Source organism: Polyangium sp. 6x1, from assembly GCF_029946515.1.
Classification (GTDB): domain Bacteria; phylum Myxococcota_A; class Polyangia; order Polyangiales; family Polyangiaceae; genus Polyangium.
Genome location: NZ_JARZHH010000002.1, coordinates 462,048 through 480,415, shown reverse-complemented (window position 1 = coordinate 480,415; position 18,368 = coordinate 462,048). Strand labels below are relative to the sequence as shown.

Below are 18,368 nucleotides of genomic sequence, written 5' to 3'. Positions count from 1 at the left end.
CCCCGTGAGAGGGAGAGGATTTCGGGTCCTTGGCCGATCAAGTCAAGCTCGAGTTGCCGCGAAGATGGATTCGCAGCGGATTCGCACCACGTTCACGGCTTCTTGATGCCGAGCACGTGAAATAGAAATGTGTAGACGTCCACGGCCTCGAGCACCGCGCTGTCGAGCGGCGTGCCGACGCCGCGGCCCGTGTCGCCGCTCGAACGCAGGAGGATCGGCGCCTTCGCGCTCGTCGCCGCGAGCAGGCGCGCGGCCATCTTGCGCGCGTGCGACGGATCGCCGCGCGGGTCGTTTTCACCGGTGAGCAGGAGCGTGGCCGGGTAGGGCTTGCCGTCCTCGACGCGGTGATACGGCGAGTAGCCGTAGAGCGCCTTGAACTGCTTCTCGTCGGCCGTCGAGCCGTACTCGGGGACGTCGTACGCGCCGTTCGTCGTGCCTTCGAGCCGCAGCATGTCGTAGATGCCGCCACGCGCCACGACGGCGCGGAACATGTCGGGCCGTTGCGTGAGCGCCGCGCCCATGAGCAAGGGCGCCTGCGGCGCGCCGAGCAGCGCGAGCTTGTCGTTCTTCGTCACTTTGAGCTCGAACAATCGCTCGGCGCAGGCGAAGAAATCGTCGAACACGTTCTGCTTCTGCGTGAGCATGCCGGCCTTGTGCCAGCCGTCGCCGCCCTCGCCGCCGCCGCGCAGGTTCGCGACCGCGACGATCCCGCCGACGTCGAGCCAGGCGCGCCGCGTGGGGTCGTAGTCCGGCGCGACGACCACGCCGAAGCCGCCTTGTCCCGTGAGGATCGTCGGGTTTTGCCCGTCGAGCTTCGCGTCCTTGCGGCGCAGGATGCTGAGCGGGATCTTCGTGCCGTCCTTCGAGGTGCACGTCTCGCGCACGACGGTCGCGTCGCTGAAATCGGCCGTCGCCGGCTGCGCCATCGCGGTCTTCTCGACCTTGCCGCTCGACGCGCGGAAGCGATACCAGGCCGAGGCCTCGGTGAAGCTCTCGTTCTCGAAGTAGAGGTCGTCCTCCTGGAGGAGCACGACCTCGTGCACGCCGGAGACGGGCAGGATCGGCACGACGCCGCCGGGTTTGCCCTTGATGTCGAACCAGCGCATCTCGGTGGGCCCGCCCGCGCTCGCGCGCACGTAGAGCCGCTGGAGCGTGGGGAGCACGTCGAGCAGCACCGACTCGCCCTCGGGCACGACGACCGTGGCCTTCGCGAGCTGCGGCTTCCACGCCGACGTACGCAGGACCTTGCCGCGCGGCGCGTCCTTCTTCGAGATGATGTAGAGGTCGCCGTCGGGGCCCGCGACCGTCCGCTCGACCTCGTCGACAGCGTCCGCGACCTTGGAGAAACCGCCGCCCTGGCGGAAGACGTGATGCTCTTTCGGCCCGCCGTAGCCGCTCTCGACGCGCGCCGTGACGAATTTGCCGTCGCCGCTCGTCTCGAGGTCGATCTGCGCGAGGCGCGGCAGCTTGTCGATGGAGGGCGCGTCGTCCTTCACCGGCGTGTAGAGCTTGTGGAAATAGACCTTCTGGAAAAACCCTCGGTCCTCGGGTTTGCCCTCGCCCTCCGCGGGATACCGCGTGTAGAAAAACCCGGTGCCGCCCGCGTTCCAGGCAATGCTCTTGCCCTTGTAACGGCCGGCGCCCTGCGGGACGACCTCGGCGATCTCGCGGCCCGAGCCCACGTCGAAGACGCGAATCGAGCCGCCTTCGCGGTCGCCCTTCGAGAGCGAGACCGCGACCTTCCCGCCGTCCGGCGAGGCGACGTAATAATCGATCGAGGTATTGCCCGAAGGGTCGATCGTGGTCGGATCGAGGAGGACCTTCTCGGCGTTCGGCTTGTCGACGGGCGTGAGCGTGACCAGGAACGGCTGCTGCTTCGGCGGCCGCGAGCGCATCGAAAAGAGGACGTTGCCCTTGTGCTGGAGCGCGTAAAACGCGGGCGAGCCGTATTCGACGAACTTGCGCACGCTCGTGTAGAGCGCCTGACGGCCGGGCAGGATGTCCAGGAAGGCCCGCGTGCGCCGGTTGTGGTCGCCGACCCAGCTCTTGACATCGGAGCTCGTGCCGTCTTCGAGCCACTGGTAATCGTCGGCGACGCTCTCCCCGTAATATTCCTTGAACACGGCCTTCTTGGGCGTGGGCGGGGGCGGATCGATCGCGAGGTCAGGCGCCTCGGTGGACGCGGAGGCCGACGCGGCAGGGCCGGCTTTGTCCTTCGGGCCGGTGACCGGCGAGGTGCCGGGGCAGGCGAGCAGGAGGAGCGCGAGGGGCGCGAGCGCCGCGAACGAACGGGCAGGGCTCATGGCGGGGCGGAGGTTACGACGTTCCGGACGATCTGTCAGGTCCGGATGTCGCGCCGCAAGCGACGCACCCCTCGGCGCGGAGCCACGCCCGGGCGCTCGGCTCGTCGTCGAAAAAGACGAGGTCGAACCGGGTCCGCGCGAGCACACGCGCGGCGGTCAAGACGAGCTGCGCGATCACGCGGGCGCCGAAGCTCGCGCCGACCACGGCGTTGGCCAGGCGTGGAACGCCGCGCATCGCCTCGATGAAGGCTTTTCGGCCCTTCGCGCCCATCGCCATCTCGCCCTCGACGAGGCTGAGAATGAAGGCGCCTCCGGCCCCGGATTGCGCCTTCATGGCCGCGCCGAAGGCCTCCGCAGCCGCGGGGTCGATCTCGCCGCGGATACGAAGGACCACGAGATCCGGCTTTTCCACGTCGATGTCGTGTTCCCCCACCTTCACGACGACCTCAGCCTTTCGCTCGATGTGGCACCCGGACACCCTTCTCCTCGGCGACGCGCAATGCCGTATCGTACCCCGCATCTGCATGACGGATCACTCCCATTCCTGGGTCGATCGTCAATACCCTTTCGAGCCGCCGCGCTGCCGCGTCCGTTCCGTCCGCGACGATGACCATTCCCGCGTGCAGCGAATTGCCGATGCCCACGCCGCCGCCGTGATGGAAGCTCACCCAGGACGCGCCGCCCGCCGTGTTCGCGAGCGCGTTCAGGATCGCCCAGTCCGCAATCGCGTCCGAGCCGTCCTTCATGGCCTCCGTCTCGCGGAACGGGCTCGCCACCGACCCGCAATCGAGGTGGTCGCGGCCGATCACGATCGGCGCCTTCACTTTGCCCTGACGAACGAGCTCGTTGAACACGAGGCCGACCTTGGCGCGATCGCCATAACCGAGCCAGCAGATGCGCGAGGGCAAACCCTGGAACTTCACGCGCTCCTCGGCGAGCTTGATCCACCGCGCGAGGTCGGGGTCGTTCGGAACGGCTTCGAGCACCGCGCGGTCCGTGACCAGGATGTCCTCGGGATCGCCCGAGAGCGCGACCCAGCGGAACGGGCCCTTGCCCTGGCAAAAGAGCTCGCGAATGTACGCGGGCACGAAGCCCGGGATGTCGAACGCGCGCTCGCAACCGGCCTCCATCGCGCACGTGCGGATGTTGTTGCCGTAGTCGAAGACCTCGGAGCCGCATTGCGCCATCTCCAGCATGGCCTCGACTTCGAGCCGCATGGAGCGCTTCGCCCGCGCCACGTACTCCTTCGGGTTCGAGGCCCGGAGCGCGGCCGCCTCCGCGAGCGAGAGGCCCTCGGGGATGTAGCCGATCAGCGGATCGTGCGCGGCCGTCTGCTCGGTGACGAGGTCCGGCACCACGCCGCGCCGCACGAGCTCGGGGAAGATGTCGGCCGCGTTCGCGCAGATCGCGATCGACGTCGGCTGGTTCTTCTCGACGGCCGCCTCGATCGCGGCGAGCGCCTTTCCGAGGTCGTCGATGCGCTGATCGACGTAACGCGTCTCCAGGCGGCGCTCGATGCGGTGCGGATCGATCTCGACCGCGAGGCAGGACATGCCGGCCATCGTCGCGGCGAGCGGCTGCGCGCCGCCCATGCCGCCGAGCCCCGCCGTGAGCACCCAGCGCCCGCCCTCGCGGCCCGAGCGCGCCTCGTGCGCCTTGCGCGCCGCGACGAACGTCTCGTACGTGCCCTGCAAGATGCCCTGCGTGCCGATGTAGATCCACGAGCCCGCCGTCATCTGCCCGTACATCGTCAAGCCGAGCTGCTCGAGCTTGCGGAACTCGTCCCAGTTCGCCCAGCGACCGACGAGGTTCGAGTTCGCGATGAGCACGCGCGGCGCATCGGCGTGCGTGCGGAACCGACCCACGGCCTTGCCCGACTGCACGAGGAGCGTCTCGTCGTCCGCGAGATCCTGAAGCTCGCGCACGAGGACGTCGAACGCCTCCCACGAGCGCGCGGCCTTGCCCGTACCGCCGTACACGACGAGATCGTCCGGACGCTCGGCGACCTCGGCATCGAGGTTGTTGTGGAGCATGCGCAGCGCGGCCTCCTGCACCCAGCCCTTACACGTCAGGGTGGAACCGCGGGGCGCGCGGACGGGACGGGGACCTGATTGGCGGGTCGACATGCCCCCCCGTTTAGCACGACAGCCCGAAGGATTGGGGGCCCGCGCGGCGCTCTGCGAGATCGCTAGGGAACGAGCAGGAGCTTGCCCGTCGTCTCGCGTCCTTCGAGGCGGCGGTGGGCCTCGGCGGCGTCCGCGAGCGGCAGCTCCGCGTGGATGCGGACGGAAAGCGCGCCCTCGGTGATCCGCGCGAAGAGCTGCGCGGCGCGCGAGGCGAGCTCTTCACGCGTGGCCGTGTAGTCGCCGAGGCTCGGCCGCGTCAGGAAGACCGAGCCCGCTGCGGAAAGACGCTGCGGATCGAAGGGCGCGACGGAGCCGCTCGATTGGCCGTAGAGCACGAGCATGCCGCGTCGCTTGAGGGCCCCGAGGCTGCGATCGAACGTGTCTTTGCCGACGGAGTCGTACACGACGTCGACGCCCGCGCCGTCCGTGTGGCGCCGGGCCTCGGCGGCGAAATCGACGTCGCGGTACAGGATGACCTCGTCGGCGCCCGCGGCGCGCGCGAGGGCCGCCTTCTCCGCGGTCGAGACCGTGCCGAACACGAATGCGCCCGCATGATCGGCGAGCTGGCACAAGAGCAGGCCCACGCCGCCCGCGGCCGCGTGCACGATGCACGTATCGCCCGGGCCGAGCGGGTACGTCGAGGTCACGAGGTATTGCGCGGTCATTCCTTGCAGCATCACGGCCGCGGCCGTCTTCGTGTCGACGCCGTCGGGCACGACGACGAGCTTGTCCGCAGGCGCGATCACGTGGCTCGCATACGAGCCGGGCACGCCCGCCCACGCGACGCGCTGGCCTGGCGCGATCGACGTGACCTCCGGGCCCACGGCCTCGACGACGCCGGCGCCTTCGAGGCCGAGCCGCCCGGGCAGGGCCATCTTGTAGAGACCGGTGCGCTGATAGACGTCGATGTAGTTGACGCCCGCGGCTTCGACGCGGACGCGGACCTGACCTGGGCCCGGCGTAGGGGTGTCGATCTCGGCGAGGGAGAGAGCCTCCCGGCCGCCCGGCGTGGAAACGACGATGGCACGCATGTGCTGCAATTCGCCGAGGTGGCCTCGAGCGTCAAGGGCTCGATGTGTGGGCGAGAACGAGCGGCCGCATTCCAAAGCCGATCGGATTCTGGTATTGCGGGGGAGCCATGGCCCTCGATCGCCCGACCCCCGTGACCTTCCATGCCCCGACGGTCCTCGCCGTGGGCCTGCCGCCCGACACCCTCTCGCGGGCGGGCGTGGTGCTCGAGCCCTCCGGCGTGGGGCTGCGGGTGACGAACCTGCTCGACCTGCGCAGCGACTCGGCGCGGTTTCGTCCGCTCGTGCTCCTCGTGGACGCCGAGCTCTACGACCTCGATCCCGAGGCATTCGACATGGTGGCGAAGGACGTGGGCGCCAAGCTCGGGGTCGCGGGCAGCCCGCGCGAGGCCGAGGTGACGCTCGGGCAGCTCCTCGTCGTCGTCACCCGGAAGAGCGCGCTGCCGCCCCCGCCGAGCAGCGCGGACGCGGCGACCGACAAATGGGATTTCTCCGAGGTGGTCGCCGCCGTCGCCGCCGCCGAGGGCCGCGAGTAACGGTAGGGACAATCGTAGGGAAGGACAAACGGGTTCGTCCGGGCAATTCGATCGGCCCCGACGAACCGTCCTTTCCTACTTCTTGTCGCGGAACATCGTCACGAGCAGCACGAGCGCGGGTTTTCCCTCCACCTCGTGCACGACGTGGGCGTCGAGCGGGACGACGACGCCCGACGACATCGGGACGACCTCCTCGCCCACGCGCAGCTCGCCCTGGCCTTCGAGGCAATGGATGGTGATCGGGTGGATCGCGTGGTGCGCGGCGAGCACGGCGCCCTCGCGCAGCGCGATGAGCACGAGCTTGCGGCGCTCGTCGGCGAGGACCGTGCGGACCTCGCGCTCGCCTTCGCCGCGAAGCGCGTCCCTGAGCTGGATCGGGGTGATCGTCATGGCTCGCTCGTCAATGCGACGGCTCGGGCTCGACGAGCTCGACGAGCACGCCGCCCGTCGCGCGCGGGTGCAAGAACGCCACCTTGTGCCCGCGCGCGCCGATGCGCGGGGTCTCGTCGATGAGCGGGACGTGGAGCGATTTCAAGAGCGTGAGCGCGGCCTCGATGCCCTCGACCTCCACGGCGATGTGATGCAGGCCGGGGCCTCGTTTTTCGAGGAACTTTTGCAGCCCCTCGTTGCCCTTCGGCTCGATGAGCTCGACGTTGCTTTCGCCCACGGGCAAAAGCACGGCCTCGGTCTTCTGCGAGGAGACGAGCTCCCGCACGCCGGGCTCGAGGCCGAGCGCCTGCTGCCACTTCACGAGCGCGTGATCGATGTTGTCGACGGCGATGGCGACGTGATCGATGCGCTTGATCTTGATCATGATGCTCTCCAGGCCGGTGGATGAATGCAATTCACGTGCGACGCCGCACGAGCAGCGTCCGGGTGATCTCGACGGCCTTCTCGGGCACGCGGCCGGCCGTCTTTCCGAGCTCGGGCGAGAACAGATCCGCGCCGCGTTCGAGCAGGACCCGCGCCGGCGTGTTCTTGAGCCCGATCACGCGCAGGACCACGATCCCCGCGTCCTTGCCGCGTTCTTCCTTCGCGACGACCGACGACGCGGCGTAGAGCGTATCGCCGGCGAGCACGCCGCTCGGGTGCGCGCCGTCGTCGAGGCCGAGGTCCCAGACCGCGTTTCCCGCGGTGTCGCGGCTCGACAGCGAGAGCACCCAGGCGAGCACGAGGCCGCCGAAGACGACGCGCGTCTTGGCGAACGAGCTCTTCTGGCAATACCGCTCGTCCACGTGCATCGGATGCGAGTTCCGGAAGAGCGTCGTGAGCTGCATGTGCTCGGCCTCGCTCACGGTGCGCCCGCCCTCGTGCGCGTACACGTCGCCGACCTCGAAATCGTCCCAGAACGTCGGAAACACCGCGCGGCGCGGCGCCGGCAGATCCCCGAGGAGCGAGGCGGGCGCGCGGGACCTGGGGGAAGCGGCGGCGCGCTCGTCCCCCGGGTTTTGCGGGGCGATCGTGGCCCGCCCGGCGACCTTGCCGACGCGCACGAGTACTTTGCGCTCGAACGAACAGACGACCTCGCCGTCCTGGTTCGAAACCTCGGTGCGCACATGCACCACGCCCTTGTCGCCGGTCGAGACGGGCCGCGTGCCGATGACCCGCGACGCGGCAACCACGGTATCGCCCGGGTAACATGCGTTCGGGAAGCGCACGTCCATGTATGCGAGGTGAGCGATCGCCTGCTCGCTCACGTCGTGCACGCTGAAGGACAGCCCGAGGTTCAGGAGCAAGAGTGGGTGGACGGGCCTGTCGCGGAGGCCGAGCTCCTCTGCGGCGCGCCGGCTCGCGTAGGTCGGGATCGCGTCCTGGAACGAGGCGGCGAAGAAGGCGAGCATGCCCTCGTCGACCGTCACTTCCCACGGATGGGCGTAGATCGAGCCGGGAACGAAATCGTCGAAGAGCCTACCGTGGCGGATCGTGTGGAGCATTCGGGGAGATCGAGGCGCCGTGGACGGACGGCGCGAGCATGGCACGAGTTGGGACGAGGGGCGAAGCGAAGGGCGTTTCCTCGTGTCGGACCCAAGGCGCCGGCGATGTCAGGTGACTTCTTACTCGCACTTGCTGTCGGGTGCTCATGCAGCTGGAGTACACTGAAATTTCGACGGAGGAAGTGCTGCCTGATAGGGTGCACATTCCGCCGAGGGGTGCGGGAGAGCGCATGTCGAGCACGCACAAGGACCTGAAGGTCCGCATGGTCCAACAGCTCGCCGACGTCTTCGGCCGCGCCGTCGGCCTGAAGCGGGCAGGACGGCTCGACGAGGCGGTGGAGCTCATCCAATCGACGGCGCTGCATCTGTTCGGCCCGATGTGGGAGACGCTCACGCGGCATGACGCTTCGAGCGCGGCGATGATGCTCGGCAGCCGCGAAAAGGTTTCGGCGTGCGCAATGCTCACCCAGCACCGCGCCGAGCTCGACGATTTGCGCGGCGAGGTGTGGAAGGCGCAGGCGGGGTACAAGCGCGCGCTCGAGCTTCACCTCGAAGCCGCGCGGCTCGGCGCCGACGTCGACGTGCCGACCCGATCGGCGCTGAAGGCCCTCCGGCCGCGGGTCGACGAGTCGAAACTCTCGAAATCGTACCAGATGCAGCTCGATCGAATCGCCGGCCTCCGCTGACGCGGAAGCGCTTGACAGGACGGAGGAACTTCCGTGTCCTCGCGTCACTCACCTCGCCATGCTGAGCGCTCGTCTCCTCCCGCTCCTTTGCCTCGTTTCCCTGGCCGCGTGCCGCGCGCCCGACAGCGCCTCGCCCCCGCCGCCCGCGACGGCCTCCGCCGCGCCGCCCCCGAGCGCCGCGCCCGCCCCCGTCCCGAGCGCCGTTCCTGCCCCTTCCGCGAGCGCCGCGGCCGTCCCCGCGGCCCCGCCCGAGCCTTGTGGCGAGATGGGGTGCCTGCTCTACGACACGCCCGAGGCCGCGTTTGCCGCGATCCTCGCGGAAAACCCGCTCATCCTCGGCATCGGCGAGTCGCACGCGCAGAAGGGCAAGGAGGGCATCCCCACGGCCACGAAGCGCTTCACCGACACATTCCTGCCCATGGTCGCAGGCAAGGCGAGCGACATCGTGCTCGAGATCTGGGTGTCCGAAGGGAAATGCGGCAAGGAAAAAGAGGCGCAGGTGGCGGAGCAGCAGAAGCCCGTCACGCAGGGCCAGGCCAAGACGAACCAGAACGAGTTCGTCACGCTCGGCGACGCGGCGTACGCGCTCGGCGTGAAGCCCCATATTCTGCGCGCGAGCTGCGCCGATTACGACGCGATCGTGAAGGCCGGGCCGGATTCGGTCATCGTCATGCTGGAGATGATCGCGCGGCTCATGGATGAAAAGGCCAAGGCCCTCGCCTCCCGCAACGCGAATGCCGGCGCGGGCAAGATGGTCCTCACGTACGGCGGCGCCATTCACAACGACCTCGCCGCGCGCCCCGGACGCGAAAAGTGGACGTTCGGGCCGGATCTCGCGACCGCGACGGCCGATCGGTACGTCGAGCTCGATCTCGTGGTGCCCGAGTTCATTCAGGACAACGACGCGTGGAAGGCGCTGCCCTGGATGCCGCATTTCAAGCGGGACGCCCATCCCACGAAGACCACGGTCTTTCGGCCCGCGAAGGGCTCGTTCGTGCTGATCTTCCCGAAGACGGGACAGTAACAAAGGTCACATCGTAAAAGCCTCCGGACGGCGCGCATTTCTTGCCTGGCCTATTGTACGCGGGCCCCAATTTCGTAGATGATGCGCTGCATTTGGCTTCGCAGCCCCTTGCCGTTCCGGAGGTTCATTCCATGTTGCATCGGCGTCACCTTGCTTCGTTCACATTCACGTCCCTCGCCGTGATCCTCGGCGCAGGCCTCGCGGGCTGCGGCGACGATGGGCCCCCGATCACCCCGGGCTCGGGGTCGAGCAGCTCGAGCGGCACCGGTGGACAGGGCGGCGGCGGCACCGGCGGCGTCGGCGGCGTCGGCGGACAAGGCGGACAAGGCGGACAGGGCGGCGCGGGCGGCGGCATGGGCGGGACCGGCGGCGTCGGCGGAATGGCCTGTGAACCCGTGCCCGAGGTCTGCGGCGATAACAAGGACAACAACTGCGACGGCGAGGTCGACGAGGGCTGCTGCGCGCCGGGCAGCACGCAGTCCTGCTACACGGGCCCCGACGGCACGATGGGCGTCGGCGCCTGCATGGCCGGCGTCCAGACGTGCAACCCCGACGGCCTCGGCTACGGCCCGTGCGTGGGCGAGGTCGTCCCCGGCACGCAGACGTGCGGCCTGACGGACGAGGATTGCAATGGCGTGGTCGGCGACGGGCCGGGCTGCCTCTGCACGCCGGGCACCACGATGCCCTGCTACACGGGCCCGGCGGGCACGCAGAACGCCGGCATTTGCAAGGGCGGCACCGCGACGTGCGCGGCCGACGGCCTCTCGTACGGCGCGTGCTTGGGCCAGGTCCTGCCGCAGGCCGAGACCTGCAATGCCCAGGACGACGATTGCGACACGTTCATCGACGACGGCGCGAACTGCGCGTGCGCGCCGAACTCCACGAAGGCCTGCTACACGGGCCCGATGGGCACGTCGGGCGTGGGCCTGTGCAAGATGGGCGTCGAGACGTGCGCGCCGGACGGCTCCGGATACGGGCCGTGCACGGGCGAGGTCCTGCCGTCGCCGGAGAACTGCGCGACCGTGGGCGACGACGATTGCAATGGCCAGGCGCCTGCGTGCACCGGCGACACGAGCTGGGCGCGGGCCTTCGGCAACAACCAGGCCCAGATCGCGCTCGCCGTGGCGACCGACGCGCAGGGCAATGGCGTCGTGGTCGGCCGCTTCAACGGAGCGATCACCCTCCCCGCGCCGATCGGCACGCTGACCGCCACGGGCAACGACAACATCTTCGTCATCAAGTACAACGCGGCGGGCACCGTCGTGTGGGCGAAGAAGTACGGCGACGCGGCCGGGCAGGACGTGGGCAGCGTCGCGATCGACAGCGCGGGCGACGTGCTCATCGCGGGCGAGTTCCTCGGCACCATCAATTTCGGCGGCACGGCGCTGACGAGCAACATGGGCTCGAGGGACATCTTCGTGGCGAAGCTCGCGAGCGCCACGGGCAATCACATCTGGAGCCAGGCCATCGCGAACGCCTACACGCAGGAGGAGGCGAGCGTCGCGGTGGACGCGGCGGACAACGTCTACGTCTCCGGCACGTTCTCGGCCCCCCTCACGATCGGCGCGAACGTCCTCACGCCGAGCGCGATGGGCGGGCTCGAGGTGTTCGTCACGAAGATGGACAAGAATGGCACGCCGCAATGGGCGAAGGCGATCACCGGCCCGGCGACGCAATACGCCTACGACCTCGCGGTCTCGCCCGCGGGCGAGATCGCGCTCGCCGGCGCGTTCCAGACCAGCATCGATTTCGGCGGCGGCAAGACGCTCACGAGCGCCGGCGGTTATGACATCTTCGTCGCGAAGCTCGACGCGATGGGCAACCCCATCTTCGTGCTCGGCGCGGGCGACGCGGAGCTCCAGCGCGCGAACGCCGTGGCGATCGACAGCGCGGGCAACGTGCTCGTGACCGGCGAGTACAACGGCTCGATGGACCTCGGCAACGGCACGGTCACGAGCGGCGGCGTGGAGGACGTGTTCATCGCGAAGTACAGCCCCTCGGGCTTCCACATGTGGAGCAAGGTCATGGGCGGCGTGAGCACGCAGCGCGGCAAGGACATCGCGGTCGACGCGTTCAACAACGTGCTCGTCACGGGTCAATTCTGGGCCGGCACCGATTTCGGCAAGGGCGTGCTCTCGTCGAACGGCGAGCACGACATCTTCGTCGCGAAGTACAACCCTGCCGGCACGGCGGCCTGGACCAAGAAGTTCGGCGGCGGCCTGACCGAGTCCGGCGAGACCGTCGCCGCGGACAGCTCGGCCAACGTGTGGCTCGCCGGCAGCTACCGGAGCAACAACATCCTCTTCGGCGACGGCAACTTCACGGCGAACGCGGGCCTCGAGGACGCGTTCGTCCTGAAGCTCGCGCAGTGATCGGAATGTAACGGAAAGACATACCCTTCCACGCACGCCCGCGGCTCGCCGAAGGCCGCGGGCGTGCGCGCTTCGCTCACCCGTTCACGCGTTCACTCGCTCGGCGCCTCGACGTCGGGGGTCGCGAGCATCGACGCCGACAAGCAATCCCGCACCTCCGTCACGTGGCTGAAGACCACGCTCCGCGTGCTCTCCGGCCGCGGGAACCGTACGAGCACGTACGGATTCGTGAGCGCCTGTGTCACGAAGCAATGGGCGCCCGGCTCGAAGAGCCGGGTCTCGATCGTGAGCGTGCGCCCGTCCGTCGATCGCCCGATGTACGAGATGTCGGCCACGTAGCCGCCGGTCGGCATCGTGCCGGGCGCGTACAGGATCACCCATTCACGCTGGAAATCGAGGTCTTCCGGCGGCGGGCTGCCCACGAAAGCCTGGTACAACCGCGGCGACGTCAAGAGCGTCCGCAGCTCGCCGCGCGGCCGGCCCGACGCGCGCACTTCGAGTTCCGAGAAAGGCACGGCGATCTCGCCCGGGTTCGGCGCCCGCGTTGGACGTCCGCCACCTTCCCTCGCCACGGCGTCACCGAGGGCCGTGCACGAAACGATCGCCACGAGAGCCCAGCCGAGCACGTTCTTCCGGGAAAACGTCTTCATGATTCCCCCGGGGCGAGCTGCCCGGCAAGAGCCGGGCCGACCGGGCCGGACCCCGCTTCCGCTTTTCCAGCTCCCGGAACGTGGAATTGGTATGCATTCCGAATTGGTAGAATCTCGGGGCTCGGATCGGCGCGCCCGCGGTGGCCGTGGACGGTCGAGGCGCCGCGCGTTAGGCTCCGCCTGCTCGTCGACCGGTCTGGAGGACACCCTGATGATGATTTCGCGAGGCAAGCGGCTTTCCATTGGCCTCCCGGCCGCGCTCCTCTGGCTCGGATGTAGCGCCCCGAGCGCCGTGCCCACGAAGAGCGAGACGGCCCCGGCTCCCATGACGCCCGAGCAGGGCCAAGGCCCCACGCAATCGCCCTTGGTGGCCGAGGGGCCGCCGCCGTCCTCGTGCGCGCACGGGCTCGAGAAGCTCTCCTCGGTGGATATCGTCGGCGGCGCGCCCGCTTATTTCTACGCGGACCGGCCCTCGCTCGGCAGGATCGATGGGGGCGCCGCGTACGTGTATTTCGATCACGATTCGCAAAAGGGGTTCATCGCGCGGCTCGAAGCCACGGGCGCCGCGAAGAGCGTGCACGAGATCGTGTTCCCGGACAAACACGAGCGCTCGCACGTCGTGGGGGCCTACCAAGGGAGCGACGTCGTGGTGGCGTCGGTCGTGTATCACGCGCAGCAGGAGGCCGATATCGAGCTCATGCGGCTCGACGCGCAGGATCGGCCGGTCTGGTCGGCCCGCATCGACCCCTCGCCGCAGCTCGACGGCACGCCCGCGATCGCGTGGGGCAACGACGAGATCGCGGTCGCGTGGACACGCGGCCCTTATCCGATGCACCATTCGGTGCACGTCGCGCTCGTCGACGCGAGGACGGGCAAGGTCTTTCGCACCTTCGAGCTTGCCACGGGGGAAGACCCCGGGACCCCCTCGATCGTGTGGGACGGCGAGGCGTACTGGGTCGGCTGGCATTCCCGCGAGACGCACGGCACCATCGAGATCCGGCGGCTCACGAAGGAAGGGGTCACGGGCCTGGGCGCGACGATCCAGGGCGGGCTCAATCCGTTCCTCTTGCCCACCCCCGCGGGCCTCGCCGTCGCCTGGGATCAGGACCACAAGATATGGTTCGCGATCCTCGACGCCGCGGGCAATCCGAAGCTCGCGCCGCGGTTCGTCGCGACGCACCCGGATCCCATGGCGACGCCACGCAAGCCCATCCTCGCCTGGGACGGCGCGCGGTTCGCGGTGGCCTACGAGGCGCTTTTCCACGGGTCGGTCGTGGTCGCGCGAGATCCGGAGGCCCTGATCACGGTCGTGGATCCGAATGGCATCGCCGCGACGCCGCTGCCGCTCCACGACGAGACGTCCTCCGGGGAAATGCCGGCCGTCCTGTGGACCGGGAAGGAATGGCTCGTCGTGTACAATCGGGATCGATTGCAGAAAGGGAAAAAGCCCCAGGTCGTGGCCACCCGCCTCGCCTGCCGGCAAGCGGCCGCGCCGAGCGAGGCTGCCCCGCAAGGCCCGTGCGACGCGCGCACGCGCCCCGCGCCCCAGGCCTTGCGCTTCCGTTCGCGCGCAGGCACGGCCTCCATCTTGCGGCTCGACGACGGCGGATTCGCGGCTCTCCTCTTCGAGCAGGACGAAGCGATCTTCGCGCGCGTCGATCGCGCCGGAAAAACCACCACGCACGCCGTCCTCCCCGCGGCGGCAGGCCGACGCGAACCGACGCTCGCGCGCATGCCCGACGGATTCGCGGCGGCGTGGATCGACGCAAATGGCGACGTCGAGGTCGGGCGAATCGACGAGGCCGGCGCCATACGGAAAACGACGCGCCTGCCCGGCGACCCCATGACGAGCCAGCCCGGGCTCGCCTGGACGAGCAAGGGCCTCGTGGTCGCGTATGGGCGCGGGGACGCGGTCGTGACGGCATTGCTCGACGGCGCTGCGCGTATCGTCTCGCAGCCCGCCGCAGCGGTCCGATTTCCCTTCAAGCCCGGCGATTGCGCGCTCGGCCACGGTCCGAAGGGTCTGCTCGTCGCGTGCGCGACCGGCACGGACCGGACCGAAACCAGCGTGATCCGCGTGTCGCGCCTCGACGACGCAGGAAAGGCGATCGGCGCCCCCTCGCTCGCGTCCGGGCCCTCCGCCCTGCTGCGAAACCCGTTCGTGGTCGGCACGGCCGACGGCTTCTTGATCGCCGCGACCGGACCCTTCGCGCGCGAAGTGGTCACGATCGAGCTCGGGCCGAACGGCGAGGTGCAAAAGCCCGAGCGGAAGCTTTTGTCGAGTTATGGGTATGTCGCGATCGGCGCCGCCGTGACCGGCAAGGACATCGCGGTCTTCGGGCTCGACGGGGAGACGCTCGCGGAGCGGACGGTTTGTCCGGAATGAACGTCAGGCCGAGGCGCTGACGCGGAGGGGCAATCGATCCATCGTGCGCATGATCGGGTGGTTGCCCCAGACCGGCTCGCCGGCGAGCTCGATCTTCGGGTACCGCGCGAGGAGGCTCTGGAGCGCGATCTCGGCCTCCATGCGGGCGAGCGAGGCGCCGAGGCAGAAATGGGGGCCGAGGCCGAACCAGTGGGTCCCCGTGTGCTGACGACGAATGTCGTACACGTTCGCGTCGGGGAGATACTCCGGATCCCGGAACGCGGACATCAGGAACATGAACACGGGCTGGCCGCGCTGGATGGAGACGTTCGCGAATTCGAATGACTCGGTCGCGTACCGAGGGAACGGCATGCGGCCGAACATGTTGTAGCGGAGGGTCTCGTCGAATGCGTTGCGGGCGAGGCTCGGCTCCGCGCGCAGGATCGCGAGCTGCTCCGGGTTCTGGAGCAGCGAGAGAATCGTCTGATTCGTCCCGTGGTACGTGGTGTCGGTGCCGCCGACCAGAAGCCCCGCGACGAGCGAGACGAGCTCAGGGTCGCTCAGCCGATCCTGCTCGTCACACGCGTTGATGAGCTGGGTCATGAGGTCGCCTTCCATCGGGTGCACCCGGCGGTCGGCGATGATGTCGCGCACGAGCGCCATGCCACGCGAGACCGGCGGCATGCAAGCCGCGAATCGCTCGGGGGGGAGCCCCGGGATGATCGTGGAAATGAGGCTCTCCGCGAAGGCGATGAACTCCGGCTCGTGGTTCGGCGGAATGTTGAGGATGCTGGCGATCACGCGGACGGGGTATTGCCGCGTGTAATCCGAGGAGACGTCGATCACGCCCTCGAGAGGAAATTTCTCGAGCAGCGCCTCGATGATGGCCTTCACCTTCGGGCGGTGCGCCTCGACCGCGCGCGGGCCGAACGTGGGGTTCAAGAGCTTGCGCAGCCGCGCGTGCGACTCCGAGGGGACCATGAAGAGGTCATTCTCGCGCAGCGCGACGAAATCGGGGTACGCGGCCTTCAATTCGGGCGGGAAGCCGGCGCCGAGGGTGGGATCGTGTCCCAGCCTGGCATCCCTCATGAGGGCAATGACATCCTTGTAACGAAAGAAGACCGGCCCGCCGCCCTGCTCCCAGTAGTAAACGGGAGCCTCTTCGCGAAAGCGGGTGAGCAAGGGGTACGGATCCTTGACGTACGAAGGATCCATCGGATCGTAACGCAGAGCGGGAAGCGTCGTCGTCATGGCGCTCTTCATAGCACGCCATGACGCGCCGGCCGGACGTGGAAAATTATTGTACGAGGATCATCGAGCTGCGCGGCGGCAAATTCACGGTGGGACCACTCACGGCCTGACCCGTGAGCAAGTTCGTGAGGTTGCCGCTCGGCAGGTTTCCGACGGATCCCTGCGCGTCCCCGCGGTTGATGGCGACGTAGACCGTCTCGGTCGAGTGCACCATCTTGTAGGCCATCGTATCGGGCGAGGCCCAGAGCGACGAGCGCTTACCCCGGCGGAGCGCGACGTGATCCTTGCGGATCTGCCCGAGCTTTTCGAGGTGCGTGCGGAGCAGGGTCTGGCCGACGGAGTATCCGTTCCATTGCATGAAGCGCCGGTTGTCCGGGTCACCCGCGCCGGGCAGGCCGATCTCGTCCCCGTAATAGATGAGCGGGACGCCGCGCGTCGTCATGATGAGGGTGAACCCGTTCGCCATGCGCTCGAATGCGTCCACCCCGGAGGGCAATCCCGGCTGGTTTTGCCAGTTCATGTTCTTGCCGCCATCCCAGGCGTCGCTCCAGAGCGGGTTTTGCTGGGCCAGGTGAATGACGCGCGGCAGGTCGTGGTTGCCGATGAACGTGCTCATGACGCCATTGCCGTAGGCGTCATCGTTGCCGTCCAAGAACCCTTCGAGCTGCTGCATCGTGCCCTGCCGCATGAGGATCTTCGAGCATATCTCGGCGCGGAGCGGGAAGTCGAACTGGCCGTCGAGCATGGTGGACGGATTGACGTATTTCTTGATGAGCGCTTTGTCGCCCGTGTACGTCTCGCCGACCATGTAGAAATGCTTGCCCGTGACCGAGTCGATGTCGGCGGTCACGCGCGAGCGGAGCTCGGTCAGCCACGAGATGTGCATGTGCTTCAGCGCGTCGAGGCGGAAGCCGTCGATGCCCGTCTGCTGCCACCACCAGACCATGTTGTCGATGCTGTACTTGCGCGCCGCCGCGTTCTCGTAATTGAAATCGGGCAAGTAGGGCGTGAACCAGCATTTTTCGGTGGTGGCCCCGTCCCACGAGCAGCCCTCGCCGCAGACGCAGTTGCCGCCGCTGCCGTTCGAGTTCGGCCAGAACCAGCTCGCGTTGTCCTTGTAGACCTGCGCCGAGTCGTGCGCGTGGTTCGCGGCGTAATCGATGAGGACGGTGATGTTCACCTTGTGCGCCTCGTCGACGAGCTCCTTGAGCTTCGCCATCGTGCCGAAGCGCTCCTCGGCCTTGTAGAAATCCTTCGGCCAGTAGCCGTGGTAGGCGCTGTAGTTCTTGCCGTCGTTGCCGAATCCGGCGAGCTCCGTGTTGTCGATCGGGACCGTGAGCCAGAGGGAGTTCACGCCGAGCTTCGTGAAATAGCCCTCCTTGATCTTGTTGATGACGCCCTGCCAGTCGCCGCCCTGGAAATTCGACGCCGTCGGGACGTTCGCAACGGGGCTGCCGTTGTTCGAGGCATCGCCGTCGAGGAAGCGGTCCACGAAGACGAAATAGAGGACCGCGTCACGCCACGCCTCGACGGGGCTGTCCTCCGGGGGATCGTCGCACGTCCAGGGATCACAGGTCGTGGGGGTGACGAGGCTGTTTTTCCCGCCAAACCCATCGTCGATCGTGTTCGGGTTGCCCGGATCGTTGATCCAGTTGTTCCCGTCGATGACGAACTTGTACTGGACGGGCTGGTTGTAGGGGATCGGGACCGTGGCCTCCCATTGCCCGTTCGCCTTCGTCATGGAGACGCCGACGTCCCAGCCGTCGGCCGCGAAATTGCCTCGCACGACCACGCTGGTCTGGCCCATGTCGGCGAGGGTGAACAGGTAATCGCAGCGCTTCAAGCTATCGTCGCACATGGGCGGGCCCGGGGGCTCGCCGCCGCCCGCGCCGCCCTGGCCCGGGCCGCCCGCACCGACGCCGGAGCCGGAGCCGCTGAGCACCGGGGGTTTTTCCCCTGGATCGTAGCCGCCGATTCCGTCGGGCGGCTGATATCCATTGAGGTCGTCGCTCGAGCAGGACGCCGCGCCGAGCAAAGGCGCGACGAGGAGGCCCGAGAGGGCGAGCAAAGTGAACGTATTCATCGAAGTTTTC

Annotated in this window: 15 protein-coding genes; 5 read left to right on the top strand and 10 right to left on the bottom strand. The window is 68.3% G+C overall.

Annotated features, from left to right (window positions below; all coding sequences use genetic code 11):
• Nucleotides 1–92 precede the first annotated feature (92 nt).
• From QHF85_RS04830 to QHF85_RS04815, 4 genes are all read right to left on the bottom strand, one after another.
• Nucleotides 93–2,303 carry a prolyl oligopeptidase family serine peptidase gene (locus tag QHF85_RS04830; RefSeq protein WP_281325856.1) on the bottom strand — a complete coding sequence of 737 codons (2,211 nt, stop codon included), beginning with the start codon at nt 2,301–2,303 and terminating at the stop codon, nt 93–95.
• 13 nt (nt 2,304–2,316) lie between these two features.
• The gene (locus tag QHF85_RS04825) at nt 2,317–2,742 is read right to left on the bottom strand and encodes a hypothetical protein (protein WP_281325855.1); all 426 of its coding nucleotides are present in this window, start codon (nt 2,740–2,742) and stop codon (nt 2,317–2,319) included.
• A gap of 7 nt (nt 2,743–2,749) precedes the next feature.
• On the bottom strand, nt 2,750–4,429 hold the full coding sequence (hutU, locus tag QHF85_RS04820) for a urocanate hydratase (protein WP_281325854.1): 1,680 nt from the start codon (nt 4,427–4,429) through the stop codon (nt 2,750–2,752).
• A gap of 62 nt (nt 4,430–4,491) precedes the next feature.
• Nucleotides 4,492–5,460 (bottom strand): quinone oxidoreductase, encoded by a 969-nt coding sequence (locus tag QHF85_RS04815; RefSeq protein WP_281325853.1) that lies wholly within the window; start codon nt 5,458–5,460, stop codon nt 4,492–4,494.
• A gap of 107 nt (nt 5,461–5,567) precedes the next feature.
• On the opposite strand from QHF85_RS04815, the gene QHF85_RS04810 reads away from it, so the two are divergent.
• Complete coding sequence (locus tag QHF85_RS04810; RefSeq protein ID WP_281325852.1) at nt 5,568–5,993, top strand: hypothetical protein; 426 nt, start codon at nt 5,568–5,570, stop codon at nt 5,991–5,993.
• A 75-nt stretch (nt 5,994–6,068) separates the two neighbouring features.
• On the opposite strand, the gene QHF85_RS04805 is transcribed toward QHF85_RS04810, so the two are convergent.
• From QHF85_RS04805 to QHF85_RS04795, 3 genes are read right to left on the bottom strand one after another with little or no spacing between them, the layout of a single operon-like run.
• Nucleotides 6,069–6,383, bottom strand: a complete 315-nt coding sequence (locus QHF85_RS04805) for a hypothetical protein (RefSeq protein ID WP_281325851.1) — start codon at nt 6,381–6,383, stop codon at nt 6,069–6,071.
• A 10-nt stretch (nt 6,384–6,393) separates the two neighbouring features.
• Entirely contained in the window at nt 6,394–6,807 is a 414-nt protein-coding gene (gene mce, locus QHF85_RS04800; protein ID WP_281325850.1) for a methylmalonyl-CoA epimerase, read from the bottom strand.
• A gap of 31 nt (nt 6,808–6,838) precedes the next feature.
• Nucleotides 6,839–7,927: a MaoC family dehydratase gene (locus QHF85_RS04795; protein WP_281325849.1), complete on the bottom strand. Its 1,089-nt coding sequence runs from the start codon at nt 7,925–7,927 to the stop codon at nt 6,839–6,841.
• 230 nt (nt 7,928–8,157) lie between these two features.
• On the opposite strand from QHF85_RS04795, the gene QHF85_RS04790 reads away from it, so the two are divergent.
• The 3 genes from QHF85_RS04790 (at nt 8,158) to QHF85_RS04780 (ending at nt 12,009) form a co-directional block, all read left to right on the top strand.
• On the top strand, nt 8,158–8,613 hold the full coding sequence (locus QHF85_RS04790; protein ID WP_281325848.1) for a hypothetical protein: 456 nt from the start codon (nt 8,158–8,160) through the stop codon (nt 8,611–8,613).
• A gap of 58 nt (nt 8,614–8,671) precedes the next feature.
• Entirely contained in the window at nt 8,672–9,637 is a 966-nt protein-coding gene (locus tag QHF85_RS04785; RefSeq protein ID WP_281325847.1) for a hypothetical protein, read from the top strand.
• A gap of 131 nt (nt 9,638–9,768) precedes the next feature.
• A complete protein-coding gene (locus QHF85_RS04780) occupies nt 9,769–12,009 on the top strand; it encodes a hypothetical protein (RefSeq protein ID WP_281325846.1) in 2,241 nt (746 codons plus the stop codon).
• Nucleotides 12,010–12,101: 92 nt separating this feature from the next.
• Here QHF85_RS04780 and QHF85_RS04775 read toward each other — a convergent pair whose 3' ends face one another.
• Nucleotides 12,102–12,659 carry a protease complex subunit PrcB family protein gene (locus QHF85_RS04775; RefSeq protein ID WP_281325845.1) on the bottom strand — a complete coding sequence of 186 codons (558 nt, stop codon included), beginning with the start codon at nt 12,657–12,659 and terminating at the stop codon, nt 12,102–12,104.
• Between the two features lie 211 nt (nt 12,660–12,870).
• Between QHF85_RS04775 and QHF85_RS04770 the strand changes: the two genes are divergently transcribed.
• Complete coding sequence (locus tag QHF85_RS04770; RefSeq protein WP_281325844.1) at nt 12,871–15,045, top strand: hypothetical protein; 2,175 nt, start codon at nt 12,871–12,873, stop codon at nt 15,043–15,045.
• A gap of 3 nt (nt 15,046–15,048) precedes the next feature.
• Here QHF85_RS04770 and QHF85_RS04765 read toward each other — a convergent pair whose 3' ends face one another.
• Nucleotides 15,049–16,275 carry a cytochrome P450 gene (locus QHF85_RS04765; protein WP_281325843.1) on the bottom strand — a complete coding sequence of 409 codons (1,227 nt, stop codon included), beginning with the start codon at nt 16,273–16,275 and terminating at the stop codon, nt 15,049–15,051.
• 46 nt (nt 16,276–16,321) lie between these two features.
• Nucleotides 16,322–18,358 carry an alpha-amylase family glycosyl hydrolase gene (locus QHF85_RS04760; RefSeq protein WP_281325842.1) on the bottom strand — a complete coding sequence of 679 codons (2,037 nt, stop codon included), beginning with the start codon at nt 18,356–18,358 and terminating at the stop codon, nt 16,322–16,324.
• Nucleotides 18,359–18,368 lie beyond the last annotated feature (10 nt).